The organism is Frigoribacterium sp. Leaf164, from assembly GCF_001423665.1.
GTDB classification, from domain to species: domain Bacteria; phylum Actinomycetota; class Actinomycetes; order Actinomycetales; family Microbacteriaceae; genus Frigoribacterium; species Frigoribacterium endophyticum.
Genome location: NZ_LMOX01000001.1, coordinates 494,740 through 515,221, shown reverse-complemented (window position 1 = coordinate 515,221; position 20,482 = coordinate 494,740). Strand labels below are relative to the sequence as shown.

Sequence of the window (20,482 nt, the reverse complement as noted above, 5' to 3'; positions counted from 1 at the left end):
GCCGTGAACATCGACGAGGGTAGCGAGTCTCGGGGCGCCGCACCGTAGGCTCCGGCGCACCGGTCCATCGTGGACGGGCGACGGAGGCACCACCATGGCAGAGAAATCGGCGAAGAAGTCCACCAAGACGACCGCGACGCGGTCGCTCAAGGAGAAGCGGGCCGACAAGAAGGACAAGCGCGGCACCGCCTCCCACTCGGAGGACGCCGTCTCGAACGTCAAGAAGCGCTAGCTCCCTCCGAGCGCCGCGTCAGCGGCAGCGGCAGCGTCACGGCACCGTCAGCCCCCGTCACCCCGGGAGGCGGCGGTGCCGTTCTCGTCCCCGGTCGCCCCTCCGTCGGTGACAGACGCTCAGCTCGTGGCTAGCCTCGGGGGACGGGCCCACCAGGGGGCCCGGTCGAGGGGACCACCATGACCACGTCCGACGCCACGCCCGCTCCCACGCCCGCCCCGAAGCCCGGGCCCGGCCCGCGGCCCGTCCCGGCCGCCTCGGCCGCGGCGACCACGGCGCCCGCTCCGACCACCGCGGCCGCCGCGTGAGGGCCGCGCTCCGCCGCGGCGCCGCGGCCGGCACCGTCGCCGTCGTCGCGCTGGGGCTCGCCCTCGCGGGGGCGACCACCGCCTCCGCCGCCCAGGCCGGCGCCTGGGGCAGCTTCACGCTCAGCGGGAGCGCTCGCGAGTGGTCCGGCACGATGTCGCTGCCCGGCGGCTTCCCCGAGACGACCTTCACCTCGACCTCGCGCCAGGCCACGGTGCCGAGCGGCTCGAGCACCTGGCAGGCCGCCTCCACCGCGCCCGGCGAGCGCTACGGGTCGAGCCGGGGCCTGCCCTACCTCAACCTGCGGCCGCAGCTCGACCGGCCCGTCGCCTCCGCCGCCTCGGTCACCACCTACACGTTCGGCTCCGCCACCCCGTCGGCCGGCTGGTCGTTCGTGCTCGGCGACGTCGACGCCGACCAGGTCACCGTGACCGCGACCGACCCGGCCGGAGCGGCCGTGCCCGCCTCGGCCCTGGGCTTCGGCTCGGCCTACAACTACTGCCGCGTCGCCGGCGGCCCCTCGTGCGACGCGGCCGGCCTCGGCGACGTGCCCCGCTGGGACTCCTCGACCGGGGTGCTGCTCGGCAACGCCGACGCCCTCGACACCGAGGGCGCCGCGGCCTGGTTCAGCCCGACCGTGCCGCTCGGCTCCCTCACGCTGACCTTCCAGCAGCGCTCGGGCTTCCCGGTCTTCCAGACCTGGTTCGCGACGCGCACCCAGTCGCTGACCGGCACCGTGACCGAGGGAGGCGCGGCCTTCCCGGCAGCGGCCGTCACCGTCCGCGACGCCTCCGGCACCGTCGTCGCGGAGACCACCACGAACGCCCGCGGCGAGTACGTCGTGCCGGCCCTCACCGCCGCGCCGGGCTGGCGCGTCACCGTCGAGCCGCCGGCGGGGACCCCCGCCGCGGAGGACGTCGTCGTCGACCTGACGGCCGCCGACGGGGTCGCCGACGTCGCCTTCCCGACCGCGCCCGCGCCCGCGCCGACATCGGTCGCGGTCACCGCCACGATCGTCGACACCGAGGGAACGCCCGTGCCCGACCTGCCGCTGAGGCTCGTCGAGCGCGCCTCGGGCGCCACGGTGGCCGAGGTGACCACGGCCGACGACGGCACGGCGACCGTCGCCGACCTCGCCCCGACGACGTCGTACGAGCTCTTCCGCGCCGACACGGGCGAGTCGCTCGGCACGCTCGTGCCCAACAGCGGCGGCGTGCTGCCGGTCGACTTCTTCCGGCCGGTGCCCGCGCCGGCCCCCGAGCCCACCGTCGACGTGAGCGGCACGATCGCCGGCCCCGACGGAGCGCCCGCCGCGGGCGCGACGCTCGACGTGGTGCTCGTGCCGGCCGACGGCGGCGAGCCCACCGAGACGGTCGCGACCGTCGAGACCGACGCCGCGGGCGGCTTCGAGGTCGACGGGCTGCTGCCCGAGACCGACTACGTCATCGTCGTCGACGAGCAGGCGGAGGCGGCGGTCCCGTTCACGACCCCGGCCGCCGGCGCCCCCGCGACGCCGCTCGTGCTCGAGGTGCCCGCGCCCGAGTCGGTCAGCGTCGACGGCACGGTCGTCGACCAGGACGGCGAGCCCGTCGCCGACGCGCCGGTCGCGGTGCTGCCCGCCACCGGCGACGCCCCGGTGGCCGAGACCACGACCGACGCCGACGGGCGCTTCGTGCTCGACGACCTCGACCCCGGCACCGACTACCGCCTCGTCGTCGACGGCGACGTCGCCGGAGCGGTGCCCTTCACGACCGGGTTCGCGGACGCCGGGCTCGGCACGGTCGCCGTGACCGTCGTCGTGCCCGACCCGACGCCCGGCCCCACGCCCGGCCCGTCGCCCGAGCCCTCCCCCGGCCCCCCGGCCGGACCGGCACCGACGGCGAGCGCGGCGCCCGTGGCCCCGGGCACGACCCCGACGGTCCGTCCCGCCGGGCGGCCCGGCGGCCTCGCCTTCACCGGTGCCGACGCGGCGTGGCCGCTCGGCCTCGGGGCCGCGCTGCTGGTCGCGGGCCTCGGCCTCGTGACGGGCCGAGCCGTGCTGCGGCGCCGGCAGCAGGCCGTCGTGAGCGGGTCGGAGGACTGAGACCGCGCCTCCTGCGCCCCTCGGCCCCGCCGCCGGTCACCCGACCGGCGACGGGGCCGCCGTGCTGACCGGGCCGCCGTGCTGACCGGGCCGCCGCGCTGACCGGGCCGTACCCCGTTCACGGAGCGGACTCGGCGGGTGGCGGGGCGACGCCCGGCCTACCGTCGGGCGGGCGCGCGGCTCGGCCGTGCGCGCCCGCGGGCCAGCCCGCCCGCGGACCCGCAGAACCGCAGACACCAGGAGGAACCCCGTGAAGGCAGTCGTCTGGCACGGCGTCGGAGACATCCGTCTCGACGACGTCGAGCAGCCCACCATCACCGACCCGAACGACGCCATCGTGCGCGTCACCCGCAGCGCGATCTGCGGCACCGACCTGCACTTCGTGCGCGGCACGATGGCGCCGATGGTCGAGGGAACGATCCTCGGCCACGAGGCCGTCGGCGTCGTCACCGAGGTCGGCGATGCCGTGCGCGGCTTCAGCCCGGGCGACCGGGTGATCATCGACAGCACGGTCTCGTGCGGCGCCTGCCGGTACTGCCGCGAGGGCCACACCGCCCAGTGCGACGTCGCGAACCCGAACGGCCCCGACGCGGGCACGAGCTTCTTCGGCGGGCCCGCCTCGACCGGCCCGGTGGACGGGCTGCAGGCCGAGTACGTGCGGGTGCCGTGGGCGCGCAACACCCTGCACCCGCTGCCCGACACGGTCAGCGACGACCAGGCGATCCTGCTCAGCGACATCTACCCCACCGGCTGGTTCGGAGCCGAGCTCGCCGGCGTCCGCCGCGGCGACACCGTGGCCGTGCTCGGCGCCGGCGTCGTCGGCCAGTTCGCGATCGCGTCGGCGTTCCAGCAGGGCGCCGCCCGCGTGATCGCGGTCGACCACCTCGAGGACCGCCTCGCCCAGGCCCTCGCCCAGAACGCGGAGGTCGTCGACTTCAGCCGGGAGGACCCGGTCGCGGTCGTCAAGGAGCTCACGAACGGCATCGGCGTCGACGCCGTCATCGACGCGGTCGGCGTCGACGCGCAGCACGCCGCGCACGGCCCGGCCGCCCCCGACGCCGAGCAGGCCGCCGCCTTCGAGGCGGAGGTCGCGCAGGTCGCGCCCGACGCCGCCCCGCAGGGCGACCAGTGGGTGCCGGGCAACGCGCCGTCGCAGGCTGCCCGCTGGGCCGTCGAGATGGTCGCCAAGTACGGCCGCATCGGCATCATCGGCGTCTACGCGCCCACGGTCGAGACGTACCCGATCGGTGCCGCGATGCTCAAGAACCTCACGGTGCGGATGGGCAACTGCGACCACCACTCCGTCACGCCGCCGCTCATCGAGCGCGTCGCCGCGGGGCTGTTCGACCCGACCGCGCTGATCACCGAGCGCGAGCCGGTGACCGACGCGATCGCGGCGTACGAGGCGTTCGACCGGCGCGAGCCGGGGTGGCTCAAGGTCGAGCTGACGACGGGCTCGTAGCCGGGCCGCGACGCGGGGCCTGCGGGAGGCGCGGTGCGGGCGGGGCCGGCACCGCGCCTCCCCCGGGTGGTCAGGCGACCGTCGTGCCCGCGCGCATCTCGTCGACGCTGAGCTCCGGGGCCCCGCCCGCCGCCGCGGCCGGGTCCATCCAGACGAAGTCCCAGTGGTGGCCGTCGAGGTCGTCGAAGCTCTTCGAGTACATGAAGCCATGGTCCTGCTCGCCGGCCGGCGTCGCCCCCGCGGCGAGGGCGGCGGCGTGCACCGCGTCGACCTCCTCCTTGCTCTCGGCGCTGAGGGCGAGCTGCACCTCGGTCGAGGTGGTGGCGTCGATGATCGTCTTGCGGGTGAACTCCGCGAAGAACGCCCTCGTGAGCAGCATCGCGGTGATCGTGTCGCTGATCACGACGCTGACGGCGTTCTCGTCGCTGAACCCCTCGTTGATCGAGTACCCCAGGACCTCGAAGAAGGTGCGCGACCGGGCGACGTCGTCGACGGCCAAGTTGACGAAGATCATGGTGGGCATCGGTGCGCCGCCTCTCTGCGGGGCGCCGGCGGCCCGTCGCCGCCGGTCGTCACCCGCATGATGGCGAGGCGCCGGCAGCCGTGTCAAGACCCGTCGGCGCGGGGTGTCCCCCTCCCAGCGGGCACCCCGACAGCGGGTGTTGCGTGGTCTGCATGAAGCACACGACACTCGGCAGCGTCGACGGCGGACTCGACGTGGGCCGCCTCGGCCTCGGCCTGATGGGCATGTCCGCGTTCTACACCGGCAGCGGCACCGACGACGACGAGTCGGTGCGGGTGATCCACGCCGCGCTCGACCACGGCGTGACCCTGCTCGACACCGCCGACATGTACGGCCCGCACACGAACGAGCAGCTGCTGGGGCGCGCCCTGCGCGGCCGACGCGACGGCGTCGTCGTCGCGACCAAGTTCGGCAACGTCACCGACCCCGAGGCGCGGGGGGAGCGCGCGGTCGACGGTCGGCCCGAGTACGTGCGCCGCTCGATCGACGGCTCGCTGCAGCGGCTCGGGCTCGACCACGTCGACCTCTACTACCAGCACCGCGTCGACCCGCAGGTGCCGATCGAGGAGACGGTCGGCGCCATGGCCGAGCTCGTCACGGCGGGCAAGGTCCGCCACCTCGGCCTGTCCGAGGCGGCTCCCGAGACGATCCGCCGGGCCCACGCCACCCACCCGATCACCGCCCTGCAGACCGAGTGGTCGCTCTGGAGCCGCGATCCCGAGGCCGAGATCGTGCCGCTCGTGCGCGAGCTCGGCATCGGCTTCGTGCCGTACTCGCCGCTCGGCCGCGGGTTCCTCACCGGTGCCCTGCGCTCGGTCGACGAGCTCGCCGACGACGACTTCCGCCGCTTCGCGCCGCGGTTCAGGGGGGACGCCTTGCAGGCGAACATCCGCATCGTCGAGCAGGTCGACGCCGTGGCCCGCGAGGTCGGGGCCACGCCCGGCCAGGTCGCGCTGGCCTGGCTGCTCGCCAAGGGCGAGGGCGTCGTGCCGATCCCCGGCACGAAGCGCCGCACGTACCTCGACGAGAACGTGGCCGCCGACGACGTCGTGCTCACGGCCGCGCAGGTCGAGCAGCTCGACGCGGTCGCGGCGCCCCAGGGCGACCGGTACGCCGACATGTCGACGGTCGACCGCTAGCGCGGACNNCGGGCGGGTGCGAGCCGGGCGGGCGTCGACGACGGACCGCCCGGGTCGCACCCGCCCGTCGTCGTGACGGGGCAGGGCGGCCGGGGCAGGGCGACCGGGCTGGGCGGGCCCGAGCGCGGGAGGCGCGGGTACGGTCGCAGCATGGACGACGTGATCAGACGGCGCGCGGTGGTCCGCGGCCTGGTGCAGGGCGTGGGCTTCCGCTTCTCGACCGAGGGCGAGGCCGACCGCCTCGGCGTCGCCGGGTTCGTGCGCAACCTGCCCGACGGCACCGTCGAGACGGAGGCCGAGGGCACGCCGGAGGCGGTCGGCCAGCTGCTGGAGTGGCTCACGGAGGGCCCGCAGGGCTCCCGCGTCGACGGGGTCGACGTGAGCGAGCTGTCGCCGCTCGGCGAGGGCGGCTTCGAGACGCGGCACTGAACGGCAGCGGCAGCGTCGGCGAGCGGCGAGCGGCGGGCGGCGGGCGGCACCGTCGGCGAGGGCCCGCGTGCCGGGACCCGGCCCGGGAGCTCGCACGCACCCGACAGCGTGGAGTCCCCGGACCGGGCTGCACCCGAGGGTGTACCAGCTTGTCTACCAGGTCGGTCGGTGCGCTCGCCCACCGGTCGGGGGACGAACTCGCGACGGCCACCTCACATCCGCCCCCTCTCGCGCGTCTGCAGCGTGGGTAGCATCGGCAGAGGCGAGGAGACGACCGTGACGGAGACCGGCAGCGCGCGCGGAGCGGGCACCACGGGCACGGGCTGGGGCACGGACGACCCAGCCCCGACCACGGCCCCCGACGCGGCGGTCGTGCACACCACCACGAGCACGCCCGTGGGCCTGCTGACCGTCGCGGGGGGCGTCGACGGGCTCGTGGGCCTGTGGTTCGAGGGCCACCGGCGCGGGCCGACCCGCGACTCCCTGGGCCCGCGCTCCGACGTCGGCACCGGCGCGAGCGACTTCGGCGAGGTGGCCCGGCAGCTCGGGCAGTACTTCGCCGGCGAGCGGACGGCCTTCGACCTGCCGCTCGCGCCGCGCGGCGACGACTTCCGCCAGCGGGTCTGGGCGGCCCTCCGCACGATCCCCCACGGCGAGACCCGCACCTACGGCCAGCTCGCCGCGAGCCTCGGCGGGGTCGGGCTGGCCCGGGCCGTCGGCGCCGCGAACGCGCTGAACCCGCTGAGCATCGTCGTGCCGTGCCACCGGGTGGTCGGCGCCGGCGGGGCCCTCACCGGCTACGCGGGCGGGCTGGAGCGCAAGAGGTTCCTGCTGGCCCTCGAGGAGCCCGCCGAGCGGCGCGAGAGCCGGCTGTTCTGACGTGGGCCCGTTCGACCGCGCCGTCGAGCAGCACGGGGTCACCGTGCTGCGCGTCTGCCGTGCCCTGCTGCCGCCGGCCGACGCCGACGACGCCTGGTCGGAGACCTTCCTCGCCGCGCTCGTCGCCTGGCCCGGGCTGCCGCCGGGGACGAACGTCGAGGCCTGGCTCGTGACCGTCGCGCGCCGCAAGGCCCTCGACGTGCTGCGCGGGCAGGCCCGCCGAGCGCTCCCGGTCGAGACGCTGCCCGAGCCGCCCGCGCCCCGGCCCTTCGACGAGGTGCTCGCCCGTGACGACGAGCTGCTCGACGCCGTCCGCGGGCTGCCGCACCGCCAGCGCGTCGCCGTCGTCGGCCACCACCTCGCCGGGCTCAGCCACCGCGAGGTCGCGGAGGCCACCGGGGTCAGCCACGACGCCGCCCGCCGGGCGGCGAGCGACGGGGTCGCCGCGCTGCGGACGGCGCTGGTGCCCCCGCCCCCGCCCCCGGCGCCGCCCTCGGACCCGCACCGGGCGCTCCCGCCCGCACCCCGCCGTCGTCGACCCGGAGGACCCTCGTGACCGACCCGACCACCGCCGAGCAGGTCGACCTCGCCGTGCTGCGGGCCCGGCTCGCCGCCGGCGCGGCCGACGCCGGCGTGCTCGACGTGGCCTGGAGCACCCTCGACTCCCCCGTCGGTCGCCTCCTGCTCGCCGCGACGGAGGTCGGCCTCGTGCGGGTCGCCTTCGAGGTCGAGGGGCACGACGCCGTGCTCGACCGACTCGCCACGACGGTCAGCCCGCGCGTGCTGCGGGCCCCGGCCCGGCTCGACGCGGCCGCTCGCCAGCTCGACGAGTACTTCGCCGGCCGCCGTCGCGCCTTCGACCTGCCGCTCGACCGGCGGCTCTCGCGGGCGTTCCAGCTCGCCGTGCTCGAGCACCTGCCCGAGATCCCCTACGGTCGGACGGCGAGCTACGCCGCCGTCGCCGCGGCGGCGGGCAGCCCCCGCGCCGTGCGGGCCGTCGGCACGGCCTGCGCGACCAACCCGCTGCCGCTCGTCGTGCCGTGCCACCGCGTGGTGCGGAGCGACGGCACGGCCGGCCGCTACCGCGGCGGCCCCGAGGCCAAGGCCCTGCTGATCGACCTGGAGGCGACACCGTGAGCGACGTGGTGATCGGCGACGACGGGCTCGCCCGCCCCGCCTGGGCGGCCGTCGACCCCCTGATGCGGGAGTACTACGACACCGAGTGGGGCATGCCCGTCCGCGACGAGCAGGGGCTCTTCGAGCGGCTGAGCCTCGAGGCGTTCCAGTCGGGGCTGTCGTGGGCGACCATCCTGCGCAAGCGGCCCGCCTTCCGGGCGGCGTTCCGCGACTTCGACCCCGACGTCGTGGCCGCGTTCGACGACGACGACCGGGCACGGCTGCTGGCCGACGCGGGCATCGTCCGCAACCGGCTCAAGGTCGACGCGACCGTCGCCAACGCCCGCGCCACCGTCGCCCTGCGCGACGCAGGCGGGCTCGTGGACTTCGTCTGGTCGTTCCGGCCCGCCGAGACGCCCCGCCCGGCCACGGCGGCCGAGGTGCCGACGACCTCGCCGGAGAGCGTCGCCCTCTCGCGCGCCCTGAAGTCCGTGGGCTTCCGGTTCGTGGGCCCGACCACCATGCACGCCCTGATGGAGGCGACGGGCATCGTCGACACCCACCTCGTCGACAGCCACCGGCGCGGGTCGTCCGGGGTGTGGGCGGCGACGCCGTGAGGGCCGGGGGCACGGCCCCGGGGGGCTCCGCGGGCGAGCCGACCCGCGACTCCCGCGCCCGCCGCCTGTCGCTCGCCGTCGAGGGCGACTACGACCCGGCCCACGCCGTCGGCCTGCTCGCCGCGCACAGCGTGCCGGGGGCCGAGCTGACCGACGTGACGGCCTCGACCCACTCCCGGGTCGTCGACCTCGGCGGGGCCGGGGTCGGTCGGGCCGCTCGACTCTGTCGGCTCGACGTGCACTTCGGCCCCGACGTCGTCGAGGTCGACGTCGTGCCCGCCGACGGCGTCGACCTCGGCCCGGCCGACCTCGACCGAGCCGCGGCGCTGGCCCGGCGCTGGCTCGACCTCGACGGCGACACGGGCGCGGTGCAGGCCGCGCTCGGCGCCGACCCGGTGCTCGGCCCGCTCGTGCGCGCCCGGCCGGGCATCCGCGTCACGGGCAGCCCCGACGGCTTCGAGACGGCGGTGATGACCGTGCTCGGGCAGCAGGTCTCGCTCGCCGCGGCCCGGACCTTCACCGGTCGGCTCGTCGCCGCGCACGGCGTCGACGTGCCCGGCACGGGCCTCCGGCGCTTCCCGCGCGCGGAGGCGCTGGCCGCCGTCGACGTCGACGAGCTGCGCGCCGCGGTCGGCGTGACCAACGCCCGGGCGCGCACGCTCTCGGCCCTGGCGACGGTCGTCGCCGACGGCCTCGTGATCTCGCCCGACGTCGACCTCGCCGACGCCCGACGACGGCTGCTCGCCGTGCCGGGCATCGGGCCGTGGACGGTCGAGTACCTCGCCGTGCGCGCCCTCGCCGACCGCGACGCGTGGCCGGCCGGCGACCTCGTGCTGCGGCGGGTGCTCGGCGGGGCGACCACGAAGGAGGCGGAGGCGGCCTCGGCCCCGTGGTCGCCCTTCCGCGCCTACGCCCTGTTCCACCTCTGGGCCGCGGTGCTGCCGACCGCGCCCTGAGCGGGGCCGGCAGCACCCGGGAGCGCCGCAGCGCCCCGTCGGGCGCCGGGCGTCAGGCGGTGAGCACCGTCGTGGCCGTCAGGGGCAGCTCGGCCACCGACGTGCCGACGTGCAGCGTGAACTCGCCGGGCTCGTGCGCCCACCCGCCGTCGCGCCAGTCGGCGAAGGCCCGCGCCGGCACCTCGACCGTCACCGCGGCCGACCCGCCCGCCGCGAGCTCGACGGGCCGGAAGCCCACGAGCCAGAGCGCGGGGCGCTCCACGACCGAGTCGCGGCGCGACGCGTAGACCTGCACCACGTGCTTGCCCGCGCGGGCGCCCGTGTTCTCGACCTGGACGGTGACGGTCACCGCGCCTCCCTCGGCCACCGCGTCGGAGACCTCGAGGCCCGACTGGCGCCAGCTCGTGTAGCCGAGGCCGTGGCCGAACGGCCAGGCCGGCTCGACGCCGGCGCGGAGCCAGGCCCGGTAGCCGACGTGGATGCCCTCGTCGTAGCGGACGGTGCCGTCGACCGGCGTGACGTCGAGCACCGGCACGTCGGCCGTGGCCGCGGGCCAGGTCGTGGGCAGGCGGCCGCCGGGCTCGGCGTCGCCGACCAGGAGGTCGCCGAGGGCGTGGCCGTACTCCTGCCCGCCGAACCAGGTGAGCAGCACCGCGGCGGCCTCGTCGCGCCAGGGCAGCTCGACCGGCGAGCCGGCGTTGACGACGGCGACGGTGCGCGGGTTCGCGGCGAGCACGGCGCGGGCCAGGTCGTCCTGGCGGCCGGGCAGCGCGAGCGTCGAGCGGTCGAAGCCCTCCGACTCGACCTTGCTGTTGGTGCCCACGACGAGCACGACGAGGTCGGCGTCGGCGGCCGCGGCGGCCGCCTCGTCGATCAGCTGCTGCGGGTCGGTGTCGTCGGCGTCGAGCCCGGCGGTGAACATCATGGTGCCGGCGAAGGCCTCGCCGCTCGTCTCGGCTCGGCGGTAGCGGATGACCAGCTCGACCGGGCGGCCCGCCTCGACGTCGAGCGGGTGCGACTCGCTCGGCGGGGCGAGCAGCGCCGCGCCCAGCTCGTCGCCGTCGGCCTCGGTGCGGGCGGTGAAGAGCTCCTCGCCGTCGACCACGAAGGTGGCCTCGCCGATCGAGGCGAAGCCGAGCCGGACCCGGCCCGAGGAGGCGGGGGTCCAGGTGGTGCTGACCTCCAGCTCGTGCAGGCGCTCGACGGGTGCGTCGCCGCCGAGGTAGACCAGCGCGGTGGCCCGTCGCTCCTCCGCGAAGATCTCGTCGCCGGCCTCGTCGAGGAAGCGCACGTGCACGCCGGGCTCGCCCGTCGCCGGGTTCGTCAGCTCGGCGAGCGGCAGCTCGGCGACGCCCTCCTGCACGACCGCGCCGACCGACCAGGTCACCTCCGCGTCGGGGAAGGCGGCCCGGACGCCCTCGACCGGGCTGACCACGCTCTCGGGCACCACGGTCGCGCTGCCGCCGCCCTGGGTGCGGGCCCGGTCGGCGTTGTCGCCGATCACCGCGATGCGGCGCACGCTGCCGGGGGCGACGGGCAGCAGCCCGTCGTTGGCCACGAGCACGGCGCCGGCGGCCTCGGCCTCGCGGGCGAAGGCGACGCCGTCCTCGACGTGCACGGGGTCGGTGCCCTCGAACCCCTCGAGGGCGCCGACGCGGGCGGCGAGACGGAGCAGGCGGAGCACCTTGCGGTCGACGTCGGCTCGGTCGACCGAGCCGTCACGCACGGCGGCGACCAGCGCGTCGCCCCAGGGCCCGACCGGGCCGGGCATGACGAGGTCCTGGGAGGCGCGGGCGCTGTCGACGGAGCGCACCGCCGTCCAGTCGCTGATGACGACGCCGTCGAAGCCCCACTCGCTGTTGAGCGGCGTCTCGAGGAGGTCGTTCTCGGTGGCGGTGGTGCCGTTGACCGAGTTGTAGGCGCTCATGACCACCCAGGCCCGCGCCTCCACGACGCTCTTCTCGAAGGCGAGCAGGTACAGCTCGCGGAGGGCCCGGTCGCCGACGACGACGTCGGCGGTGAAGCGCTCGGTCTCGAAGTCGTTGGCGACGTAGTGCTTGGGGGTGGCCCCGACGCCGTTCTCCTGGACGCCCGTCACGTAGGCGGCCGCGAGGTCGGCGGTCAGCACGGGGTCTTCGCTGAAGGCCTCGAAGTGACGGCCGCCGAGCGGGGAGCGGTGCAGGTTGATGGTCGGGCCGAGCACGACGTCGACGCCCTTGCGGCGGGCCTCGACGGCGGAGGCGTGGCCGTAGCGGCGAGCAACCTCGAGATCCCAGGTGGCGGCGAGCGCCGTTCCGCTCGGGAGGTTCAGCGACGGGTCGCGCTCGTCCCAGAACTCGCCGCGCACCCCGGAGGGGCCGTCGGAGAACAGCATGCGGCGGAGGCCGATCTGCTCGATCGGCCAGCTCGTCCAGAAGTCGCGGCCGGTGAGCAGCTGGACCTCCTGCTCGAGCGACAGCTGCCCGAGCAGCTCGGTGAGGCGGGCAGTGACGGCGGCGTCGCCGGCGGAGGAGGGGGTCACGAGGGGCCTTCCGGTGGTGGTCGGAGATCGGTCGCGGCCGGCGCAGCACCGCGTGGAGGGAACGCTACTCGACAAAACCGAACAGCGGTGGGTTTTCGTGGCGTCGGTGGCGGCCGAGCCGCCGGGGGGTGGGTAGCCTGGCGCACATGGCACAACGGGGTTCGTACGCGAAGGGGATCGCGAAGCGCGAGGAGATCCTGCGGGCCGCGCTCGAGGTGGTGGCCCGCAACGGGTTCCGTGCCACCTCGGTGAAGGAGCTGGCCGACGCGGTCGGGCTCACCCAGGCCGGCCTGCTGCACTACTTCGACAGCAAGGAGGGGCTCTTCACCGCCATCCTCCGCGCCCGCGACGAGGCCGACTCGGCCCGCTGGGCCGAGCTCGACGACATCGTCGACCTGCTGCTCGCGGTGATCCGGCACAACTCCGAGACCCCGGGGCTCGTGCAGCTCTTCGCGAGCCTGTCGACGGCCGCGACGAGCGACCCCGGGCACGCCGCCCGCGACTACTTCGTCGAGCGGTACGCCCGGCTGCGCGTCGACTTCACGACGGCGATCGAGCGACGACAGGTCGACGGGCAGATCGCCCCCGACGTCGACGCCGTGACGCTCGCCGGGGTGCTGGTCGCCGTCAGCGACGGCATGCAGCTGCAGTGGATGCTCGACCCCCGCACCGACATGGCCGAGCACGTGCGGCTCGTCTGGGAGCTGGCCCTCCGCACCGCGACGGTGGCCGCGCCGGCCTGACGGGGCGACCACCGCCTCCTCGCGGCTCTGGCCGGGTGCGGCGTCAGCGCACGCGGCGGATCGGGATGATGACGAGCGCGCCGATCACGGTCACGATGCCGGCGCCCCAGAGCATGACGACGTAGTTGTCGTTCGTGGCGCTGCCGATGCCGAGCAGGGCCAGGGCGAGGGCCGGGGCGAGCGACTGCGGCAGGGCGTTGGCGATGTTGATGACGCCGAGGTCCTTGCCGGGGCGGTCGGCGTTCGGCAGCACGTCGACGATCAGCGCGGTGTCGACGGCGGCGTAGATGCCGAAGGCGAAGCCCATCACGACCTCGGCGACGTAGAACCCGGTGACCGTCTCGGCGTGCGCGAGCATCACGAGGCCGACCGCGAAGACGAGGGTCGAGCCGGCGACGAAGACCTTGCGACGACCGGTGCGGTCGCTCAGCCAGCCCGAGACCGCCGCGCTGACGAGCAGGGCGATCGTGTAGAGCAGCACGCCGAAGGCGACGGCGGCCGTGGCCTCGGCGACGTCCTCGATGCCGAGGTGGCGCTCCATGTAGAGCAGGCGGTACGTCGTGAACATGAACGTGCCGAGCGTGATCAGGAAGCGTGACCACCAGGCGAGGCCGAAGTCGGGGTTCTTGATCGGGTTGGTCCAGAACGAGCTGACCAGGTTCACGACCGTGAACTTCTTGAGCTCGTAGGCGGGCAGCTCGTCGCGGGCCACCACGGCGTAGACGAGCACCAGGACGACGGCCAGCACGCCCGGCAGGACGAACAGCACCGGGAGGTTGCCGACGAGGTACACGGCCAGGTAGAGGCCGGCGAGGATGGCGACGTTCTGCGCCAGGGCGATGATGCTCGACGCCCGGCCGCGCTGCACCTCGGGCACGTTGTCGGCGAAGCTCGCGATGAGGGTGGCGAGCACGGCGTTGGCGGCGATCTGCGCGAGCAGCCAGGCGAGGGTCAGCGTGAGCTGGTCGGGCGCCGCCGCCACGAGGCCGAGGGCGACGGTGAGCAGCACCACGCCGCCGACCAGGTAGGGGCGACGACGGCCCCAGCGGGTGCGGGTGCGGTCGCTCAGGGCACCGATCAGCGGGTTGGCGATCAGGGCGCCGAGGGCGCCGATCGGCAGCACCTGGCCGACGAGGGTCTCGGGGCTGTCGGGCGCGAGCTGCTGGGCCTTGAGCTGCATGCTCACGAAGACCGGCGAGAGCAGGGCCACGAACAGGCCGAACTGGGCGAAGCCGAGGGCGGCCAGGTAGCCCCTGCCCACTCGGATCGTGCTGACGGGTTGGGTGAGCACGGTCTCACCGCGCGGGCCGGACAGGGCCATTGACGCCTCCTCGAGTCAAAACCTAGCTGCACTAGGTGTTCGAGACTGTACACGAGCGTGAGCCGGTGTCAACAGCTCGTGACGACAGGTGTCGGCCGGCGCGCGGGCAGCCTCGCGCCGTCGAGGACTCAGGGGGAGGACGCGCCGCAGGCGTCGGTCGCGGCCCGCGGCGCGTGTCCCTCCTGACTCGTCGACGGGGGCGGGGCGCCGAGGGAGGCGGGCGGGCGGAGCGGGCCGCGCCTAGGGTCGGGGGTCACGACCACGAGAGGACGCCCCATGAGCGACCAGAGCGACCACGACCAGGAGGCCGTCGAGGCGGCGGCCCTCGCGACGTTCCGGGACGACCCGCAGGGCTCCCCCGCGAGCGGCGACGACACGACGGCCGACGACGACCTCGTCTCGCCCCTCGGCGGCACCACCTCCGGCGAGGAGGACTACGTCGCCGTCGACCCCGCCGGCTACTCGGGGGAGGCGACCGCGGGCCTCGTCGCCGAGGACGAGGACGGCCGCGGCGAGAGCGGCCCCGAGCCCGGCGCCCAGGTCGGAGGCAGCGCGGGGCGCTGACCCCGCCGGGCACTGCCCCCCGCCGGGCGCTGACCCCGTCGGGCGAGAGCGGGTGGCATGCTGGTGGGGATGACCTCCTCGCGCGCGCACCTCGACGACCTCGCCTCCTTCATCCAGGCCTCGCCCTCCTCCTTCCACGCCGCGGCCGAGGCAGCCCGTCGGCTCGACGCGGCGGGCTTCGACCGGCTCGACGAGCGGGCCGAGTGGCCGACGGGGCCGGGCAGCCGCTACGTCCTCCGCGACGGCGCCGTGATCGCCTGGATCCAGCCCGAGGGCGCCACCGCGACCACCCCGTACCGGATCGTGGGCGCGCACACCGACTCCCCCGGCTTCAAGCTGAAGCCGAGGAGCACGACCGGCACCCGCGGCTGGCTGCAGGCCGGCGTGGAGGTCTACGGCGGACCGCTCTACAACTCGTGGCTCGACCGCGACCTCGAGTTCGCGGGCCGGCTCGTGACGCGCACCGGCGAGGTGCACCTCGTCCGCACCGGGCCGGTGCTGCGCTTCCCGCAGCTGGCCGTCCACCTCGACCGCGGCGTCAACGACGGCCTCACGCTCGACCCGCAGCGTCACCTCGACCCCGTGGTCGGGGTCGGCCCCCTCGCCGACGCCGACGTGCTCGGTCACCTCGCGGGGCTCGCCGGGCTGACCGGCGACGACGTCGCCGGGTACGACATCTCGGTGGCCGACACCGCGCCTCCCGCCGTCATCGGCCTCACGGGCGACCTCTTCGCCGCGGGCCGCATGGACAACCTCACCTCGACGCACGCCGGCCTCGTCGCGCTGCTCGACGTCGCGGCGTCGGGCGTCGAGCTCGCCGACGTCGCCGTGTTCGCGGCGTTCGACCACGAGGAGGTGGGCTCCGAGACGCCCTCGGGCGCGGCCGGCCCGATGCTCTCCGACGTCGTGACCCGCGTCACGGCCGGGCTCGGCGGCACCGAGGTCGACCGGCTCCGCGCCCTCGCCGGCTCGTGGTGCCTCTCCGCCGACGCGGGCCACGCCGTGCACCCGAACTACCCCGAGCGCCACGACCCCGTGAACCAGCCCGTGGTCAACCGCGGCCCCCTGCTGAAGATCAACGCGAAGCAGCGCTACGCCACCGACGGGCCCGGCGCGGCCGAGTGGGCGCGCTCGTGCGAGCAGGCCGGCGTGCCCTATCAGGAGTTCGTCTCGAACAACGCGGTGCCCTGCGGCTCCACCATCGGGCCGATCACCGCGACCCGCCTCGGCGTCCGCACCATCGACGTGGGCGTGCCGCTGCTGAGCATGCACTCCGCCCGTGAGCTGTGCGGCGTCGACGACCCGGGCTACCTCGCCCGCGCCGCGGCGGCCTTCCTCGCCCCGGTCGCCGCGGCCTAGCCCCGAGGACGGCACGTCGGTGCCCCAGAGTTCTCAACGGCTTGATCGCCCTCTCGAGCGTGGGTCGACCTGCAGTCCCCGTGGTGAAGCCGGTGGGCCACCGGGCCCACCGGCTCGTCCGCTAGGCGCAGGCCCAGAGACTGATGCTGCTGCTGGGGTGCCCCCCGGCACATCCGAAGAAGCTCGCTGAGCTCGACAGAGTGTCGTTCGAGGTGCGCTCGGCGAGGCCTTGCAATTCGAGGATCGATGTCATTTAGTTCACCTCCCCTCACATCGGGGTCGTACCCGGCTGTTGATCAAGCCGGGAAGCCACAAGGGGGTTCCCTCATCAAGAGAAAGCAACATCAGCAGGACCCCAGCTGAGCCCGTACCGACGTCGGTCGAAAGACGGAGGAGCTGATCCCCGACGCTGAAGGTGCCGCCGTTCCAGCTCACGAGGCTTCGACGCAGGTGGGAGGCCTGCTCGCGCATGGAGGTGGCCACATCGAACCATGGGCTCACGCTCTGTAATCCAGCCAAGATCCCGGCCCTACCCCGGAGAAGGCCATCGAAAGCGTAGAGATCTGACGTGCAAGCCGTCATGAAGGCCTCTACATCGTCCTCGTACGCCGATGAACCGTCGATGAGATCGTGTAGCCGCAGCGCGGAATAGGCGATCAGGTATCCCGCGGAGCCGTTCTCGAGGTAGGGAAAAGTGCGCCGACCATCACACTCCCCGAGCCCCGCGACCCCTGGACGAGAATCACGCCGACGGCGCCGGTCCATCGCCAACGACTCGAGCGCGGAGTCCATGAGGTAAGCGTCTTCTGCCGCCTTTCCTACCAGGGCCTGGGCGAAGGCGAGTCCGGCCGAACCGCGCCACAAGCCCGGAGCTCGTCCAAGGCTGTCCTGGGCGAGGTCTGTGTGGCTTCGTCTCGTGGCACGATGCGCTGTGTAGACGGCGAAGTCGAGGTCGTAGTCGATTTGTTGAACGGCGATCCCTGCAAGACCTCGGGCAAGACCAACCGAACGCACCCGTCCCGCGGCGCGCTGGACGGTCTTGCATGTCAGGTCCGCCGCTTCGTGCTGTCCGAGCTCGGACAGAGTTGCCGCGATGCCAGCCAGTCCGTCGAACAGTCCGAGCTCCGCACCCGACGTAAGGTACGCCGTCGTCAAACCAGAGACCATGTCTGCGGGAACGCCCACCTGGGAGCGATGCAAAGCTGTCGCCAGGCCCGCTGTCCCGTTGACGTAGGAAAACCGTCGGAGAGTCGACGTGTCGAGGGGATCGCCGAGGCAGTGCTCTCGGGACAAGCTGGCCAAGCTCCGGGCCATCACACGGGCGATCGTGCGGTCTGTTGTTGTGGCGTCGATTTGGGCAAGATTCGGAGGTGACTCAGGACGAAGCAGTCTCACAGCCGAATGGTCGCGAAACCTGCTTTCGAGTTCGGAAATGAACGCCTCCACGTCTGGCCCGTACAGGTCGGCCACTCGCTCGATCAATTGAGGCCAGACATCTGGCGACAAGATCTCTCTCGCGAATGCCGGCTCGAAGGCTGACATGGCCACTCGGGAAAGAGAGAACCAATCCGATTCAGCGGCCGTGAAGCCCGCCGGTGGGGCGTACCCGATCGCGTTGAACAGCCCCAGCGTGCGAGATTCAGGCGCTCTTCCGTCCTCGAGATCAATGAGGACTACGTCGTTCCCAGACGTGACGATGACATTTCCAGGATGAAGATCTCCGAAGACGACACCCATGGAATGCAGATGCTCCACGCAATCTACGAGTTGCCGCAGCAGATGGAGAGTCTCAACGGCATAGGAGATCCGAGCGTCCGCGCTGCCCGTCGGATCTAGTCCGGGGCAGAGTCGCGAAGTCCGCTCGAGGAGAGACACACCCTCGACGTACTGCATCTCGAGAAAGTCGTGCCCCGAGACCTGAAAGAAGTCAAGGACCCCAGGTACGATCCCGGAATTCTGTAGTCGAAGGAGATTCGTGTGCTCTTGACGCAGACGCGACGGCGCGAGGAGGCCCGAGGCGTCGAGTCCCGCATGAGGTCTCGCCTCCTTCAGGATGGATTTGAGCCCGTCGTGACTGGTTGCGAGGTAGACGCCTCCCGCGTTTGAGAACTGGATCGGCTCGATGGACGCGTACCTGTTGAGGGGTCCTAGACCGTCTGCGACTGCCAGTGCAGAGACAGCTTCCTCGACCACGGGTGGATGGCGACCGACAGGCTGACGGAAGACAGGGCTCCTGACGTCGGGAACGAGAGTGCTCGATTCGTCAGGATGAGCCAAGATTCCCCCGTCTGCATCGGGGATGACGAGCGGCATGAATCCGCCGTACCGGAAGTACACGGGCCCAGAACGGAATCGCACGTCACCTAGGACGTAGGGCGACGAAAAACCATTCAGGGCAGCGTCGAGCCCTTCGGCGATGTGGTTGAGCAAGCGGTCGTCAGGCGGGTAGATGACAACGAGCTTGCCCGCCGAGGACCTTTGCGCGTTCTTCGACAGCGCCCCTCGTACTTCATCCCAACGGGACACGTACTTGAACGGGGTCCGGCTGTCAACGCAGATGCGGACGGCAGCGCCGAGGACGCTCGGATAACCCTGGATCGTCGAGCTGAGATGGATCTTCCAACCGTGGGTCCGTGGAGGTAACCCGATTGGAAAAAGAGACCGCCAGTGAGTCCCCTCATCGACTAACCAATCGACAGGAAGCGGGACATCGAGGTCGCGATCGGGACGATAGGCGGTCGGCTCTGCATAGAAAGGGCTGTTTGGTGAGCAGAATGGCAAGATCTCCACCGCGTCCCCTTTCTCGGAATATCAGAATCTCTCGCTGTGAATGTAGCCTACGGAACATGACACAGGTGGATCAGCTGAGGCTGGCGGACGTCGAGATCAGGTACGGACGTCGACTCGTGGTGGTCGCCCCCTCGCTCGAGGTCACCCGGTCGTCGACGACGGCCCTCGTCGGCGCCTCGGGAAGCGGGAAGAGCTCGCTGCTCCGCTGCCTGTCGGGCCTCCAGCGCCCCTCCTCGGGTCGGGTCCTCGTCGACGACCTCGATCTCACGTCGTTGTCGCCTTCCCGGCTCGCCCGCCGCCGACGCGACCTCTTCGGCATCGTCCTGCAGGACGGCGGCCTCGTTCCGTCGCTGTCCGCCCTCGACAACGTGCAGGTCGCCCTCGATCTCCGCCGCATCCCGAGGTCGCGAGCCACGGCTCGATCGACCCTCGACCATCTCGGCCTCGCCCGTCTCGCCGACCGACGACCCGATCAGCTCTCCGGCGGTGAGCGCCAGAGAGTCGCTTTCGCTCGGGTGCTGGCCCAGGCAGCGCCGTTCGCGGTGCTGGACGAACCGACCTCGAGTCTCGACGCCGACAGCCGAGCCGATGTCGTCGACGGCATCCGCGCGCTCTCGGCCGCCGGCTGCGGCACGGTGGTGGTCACGCACGATCTCGAGCTGGCCGCGAGCTTCGACGCCGTCGCGGCGATCACCAGGGGGCACGTGACTACCCGTCCGGGCCCGACGACGGCCGCCGAGATCAGCCACCGGATCGACGGCGTCCGGTGATCGGCGTCCTGCACCTCGCCCTGGCCTCCTCGCGCGCGCTCGGGTCCGGTCGGCGGGCCTGGTACGCCTACGGTGCCGTCGTCCTGGCCACGGCCGTCGTCGCGGCGCTGTCCTTGACCGGTGTCGAGTCGGCAGGTGTCGCGCCCGCTCCGCTCGGCGGCATCGTCCGATCGTGGACGACTCCTGCCGCCCTCATGTCGGTGGTCGCTGGCTCGACCTGCCTCTCCGCGGTGTCCCGGCTGACCCAGTCGCAGTTCGATCCGACGCGCCGCGCCTGGGTGGGCCTCGGCGTCCTCCCGTGGCAGGGCCGCGCCCTCATCGTGGCTGAGGCTGGTGCTGTCGCCGCCGTGGCCACCGGTGCCGGGCTCGGTGCGGTGATCCTGGCGGCCGCGATCGGGAGCCCGCTCCCGACGCCTTGGGGGGCTCTCGTCCTCACGACGGGCCCGCTCGTCACCATCGGCACACCCGTCGTCGTCGCCCTCGCCACGGGTCCCGCGTTGATGGACGCGACCCGACGCTTCCCGACGCGCCCCCGACGTTCGACCATCACCCGCGCCGTCACGACCGCCGTCCCGGCGTCGGGCGTCGCGCTGGTCCTCGCCCTGATGCCGTCCGGTCCGACCGGGGACGACGAGATCGGCGAGCTCGTTCCGTGGTCACTGCTCGTCCTCG

The 20,482-nt window shown here is 73.6% G+C and carries 20 protein-coding genes; 16 read left to right on the top strand and 4 right to left on the bottom strand.

Features of this window, described 5'->3' with window-relative positions:
* Positions 1-94: 94 nt before the first annotated feature.
* The 4 genes from ASF82_RS15865 (at position 95) to ASF82_RS02310 (ending at position 4,083) form a co-directional block, all read left to right on the top strand.
* Positions 95-232 (top strand): hypothetical protein, encoded by a 138-nt coding sequence (locus tag ASF82_RS15865; protein ID WP_185231714.1) that lies wholly within the window; start codon positions 95-97, stop codon positions 230-232.
* Positions 233-411: 179 nt separating this feature from the next.
* On the top strand, positions 412-540 hold the full coding sequence (locus ASF82_RS16285) for a hypothetical protein (RefSeq protein WP_255354133.1): 129 nt from the start codon (positions 412-414) through the stop codon (positions 538-540).
* On the top strand, positions 537-2,621 hold the full coding sequence (locus ASF82_RS02315) for a carboxypeptidase-like regulatory domain-containing protein (protein ID WP_056052879.1): 2,085 nt from the start codon (positions 537-539) through the stop codon (positions 2,619-2,621). Before ASF82_RS16285 ends, ASF82_RS02315 begins: the two co-directional genes overlap by 4 nt.
* 250 nt (positions 2,622-2,871) lie before the next feature.
* Positions 2,872-4,083, top strand: a complete 1,212-nt coding sequence (locus ASF82_RS02310; RefSeq protein ID WP_056052874.1) for an alcohol dehydrogenase catalytic domain-containing protein — start codon at positions 2,872-2,874, stop codon at positions 4,081-4,083.
* A gap of 70 nt (positions 4,084-4,153) precedes the next feature.
* On the opposite strand, the gene ASF82_RS02305 is transcribed toward ASF82_RS02310, so the two are convergent.
* Positions 4,154-4,606 (bottom strand): VOC family protein, encoded by a 453-nt coding sequence (locus ASF82_RS02305; protein WP_082514246.1) that lies wholly within the window; start codon positions 4,604-4,606, stop codon positions 4,154-4,156.
* Between the two features lie 152 nt (positions 4,607-4,758).
* Between ASF82_RS02305 and ASF82_RS02300 the strand changes: the two genes are divergently transcribed.
* The 7 genes from ASF82_RS02300 (at position 4,759) to ASF82_RS02270 (ending at position 9,742) form a co-directional block, all read left to right on the top strand.
* Positions 4,759-5,745, top strand: coding sequence for an aldo/keto reductase (locus ASF82_RS02300; protein WP_056052871.1), 987 nt, complete (start codon positions 4,759-4,761; stop codon positions 5,743-5,745).
* 150 nt (positions 5,746-5,895) lie between these two features.
* Positions 5,896-6,174 carry an acylphosphatase gene (locus ASF82_RS02295; RefSeq protein ID WP_056052869.1) on the top strand — a complete coding sequence of 93 codons (279 nt, stop codon included), beginning with the start codon at positions 5,896-5,898 and terminating at the stop codon, positions 6,172-6,174.
* 276 nt (positions 6,175-6,450) lie between these two features.
* On the top strand, positions 6,451-7,053 hold the full coding sequence (locus ASF82_RS02290) for a methylated-DNA--[protein]-cysteine S-methyltransferase (protein ID WP_235491141.1): 603 nt from the start codon (positions 6,451-6,453) through the stop codon (positions 7,051-7,053).
* 1 nt (position 7,054) lies between these two features.
* Positions 7,055-7,609 carry an RNA polymerase sigma factor gene (locus tag ASF82_RS02285; RefSeq protein WP_082514245.1) on the top strand — a complete coding sequence of 185 codons (555 nt, stop codon included), beginning with the start codon at positions 7,055-7,057 and terminating at the stop codon, positions 7,607-7,609.
* Complete coding sequence (locus tag ASF82_RS02280; protein ID WP_056052864.1) at positions 7,606-8,190, top strand: methylated-DNA--[protein]-cysteine S-methyltransferase; 585 nt, start codon at positions 7,606-7,608, stop codon at positions 8,188-8,190. The genes ASF82_RS02285 and ASF82_RS02280 overlap by 4 nt, the downstream gene beginning before the upstream one ends.
* Complete coding sequence (locus ASF82_RS02275) at positions 8,187-8,786, top strand: DNA-3-methyladenine glycosylase I (protein ID WP_056052862.1); 600 nt, start codon at positions 8,187-8,189, stop codon at positions 8,784-8,786. Before ASF82_RS02280 ends, ASF82_RS02275 begins: the two co-directional genes overlap by 4 nt.
* A complete protein-coding gene (locus ASF82_RS02270) occupies positions 8,783-9,742 on the top strand; it encodes an AlkA N-terminal domain-containing protein (RefSeq protein WP_235491140.1) in 960 nt (319 codons plus the stop codon). Before ASF82_RS02275 ends, ASF82_RS02270 begins: the two co-directional genes overlap by 4 nt.
* 52 nt (positions 9,743-9,794) lie before the next feature.
* Here the strand turns inward: ASF82_RS02270 and ASF82_RS02265 are convergent, their stop codons facing one another.
* The gene (locus ASF82_RS02265; protein ID WP_235491195.1) at positions 9,795-12,116 is read right to left on the bottom strand and encodes a beta-glucosidase; all 2,322 of its coding nucleotides are present in this window, start codon (positions 12,114-12,116) and stop codon (positions 9,795-9,797) included.
* Positions 12,117-12,409: 293 nt separating this feature from the next.
* On the opposite strand from ASF82_RS02265, the gene ASF82_RS02260 reads away from it, so the two are divergent.
* On the top strand, positions 12,410-13,006 hold the full coding sequence (locus tag ASF82_RS02260) for a TetR/AcrR family transcriptional regulator (protein ID WP_056052857.1): 597 nt from the start codon (positions 12,410-12,412) through the stop codon (positions 13,004-13,006).
* Positions 13,007-13,049: 43 nt separating this feature from the next.
* Here ASF82_RS02260 and ASF82_RS02255 read toward each other — a convergent pair whose 3' ends face one another.
* Positions 13,050-14,327, bottom strand: a complete 1,278-nt coding sequence (locus ASF82_RS02255; RefSeq protein ID WP_056052854.1) for an MFS transporter — start codon at positions 14,325-14,327, stop codon at positions 13,050-13,052.
* A 276-nt stretch (positions 14,328-14,603) separates the two neighbouring features.
* On the opposite strand from ASF82_RS02255, the gene ASF82_RS02250 reads away from it, so the two are divergent.
* Entirely contained in the window at positions 14,604-14,891 is a 288-nt protein-coding gene (locus tag ASF82_RS02250; protein WP_056052851.1) for a hypothetical protein, read from the top strand.
* 69 nt (positions 14,892-14,960) lie between these two features.
* Positions 14,961-16,250 carry a M18 family aminopeptidase gene (locus ASF82_RS02245; RefSeq protein ID WP_056052848.1) on the top strand — a complete coding sequence of 430 codons (1,290 nt, stop codon included), beginning with the start codon at positions 14,961-14,963 and terminating at the stop codon, positions 16,248-16,250.
* A gap of 258 nt (positions 16,251-16,508) precedes the next feature.
* Here the strand turns inward: ASF82_RS02245 and ASF82_RS15445 are convergent, their stop codons facing one another.
* Positions 16,509-18,587 (bottom strand): hypothetical protein, encoded by a 2,079-nt coding sequence (locus tag ASF82_RS15445; RefSeq protein WP_162240249.1) that lies wholly within the window; start codon positions 18,585-18,587, stop codon positions 16,509-16,511.
* A 437-nt stretch (positions 18,588-19,024) separates the two neighbouring features.
* On the opposite strand from ASF82_RS15445, the gene ASF82_RS02235 reads away from it, so the two are divergent.
* On the top strand, positions 19,025-19,810 hold the full coding sequence (locus tag ASF82_RS02235) for an ABC transporter ATP-binding protein (protein ID WP_235491194.1): 786 nt from the start codon (positions 19,025-19,027) through the stop codon (positions 19,808-19,810).
* A partial coding sequence (locus ASF82_RS15730) for a hypothetical protein (RefSeq protein ID WP_200931960.1) occupies positions 19,807-20,482 on the top strand: 676 nt, incomplete at its 3' end. The genes ASF82_RS02235 and ASF82_RS15730, both read left to right, overlap by 4 nt.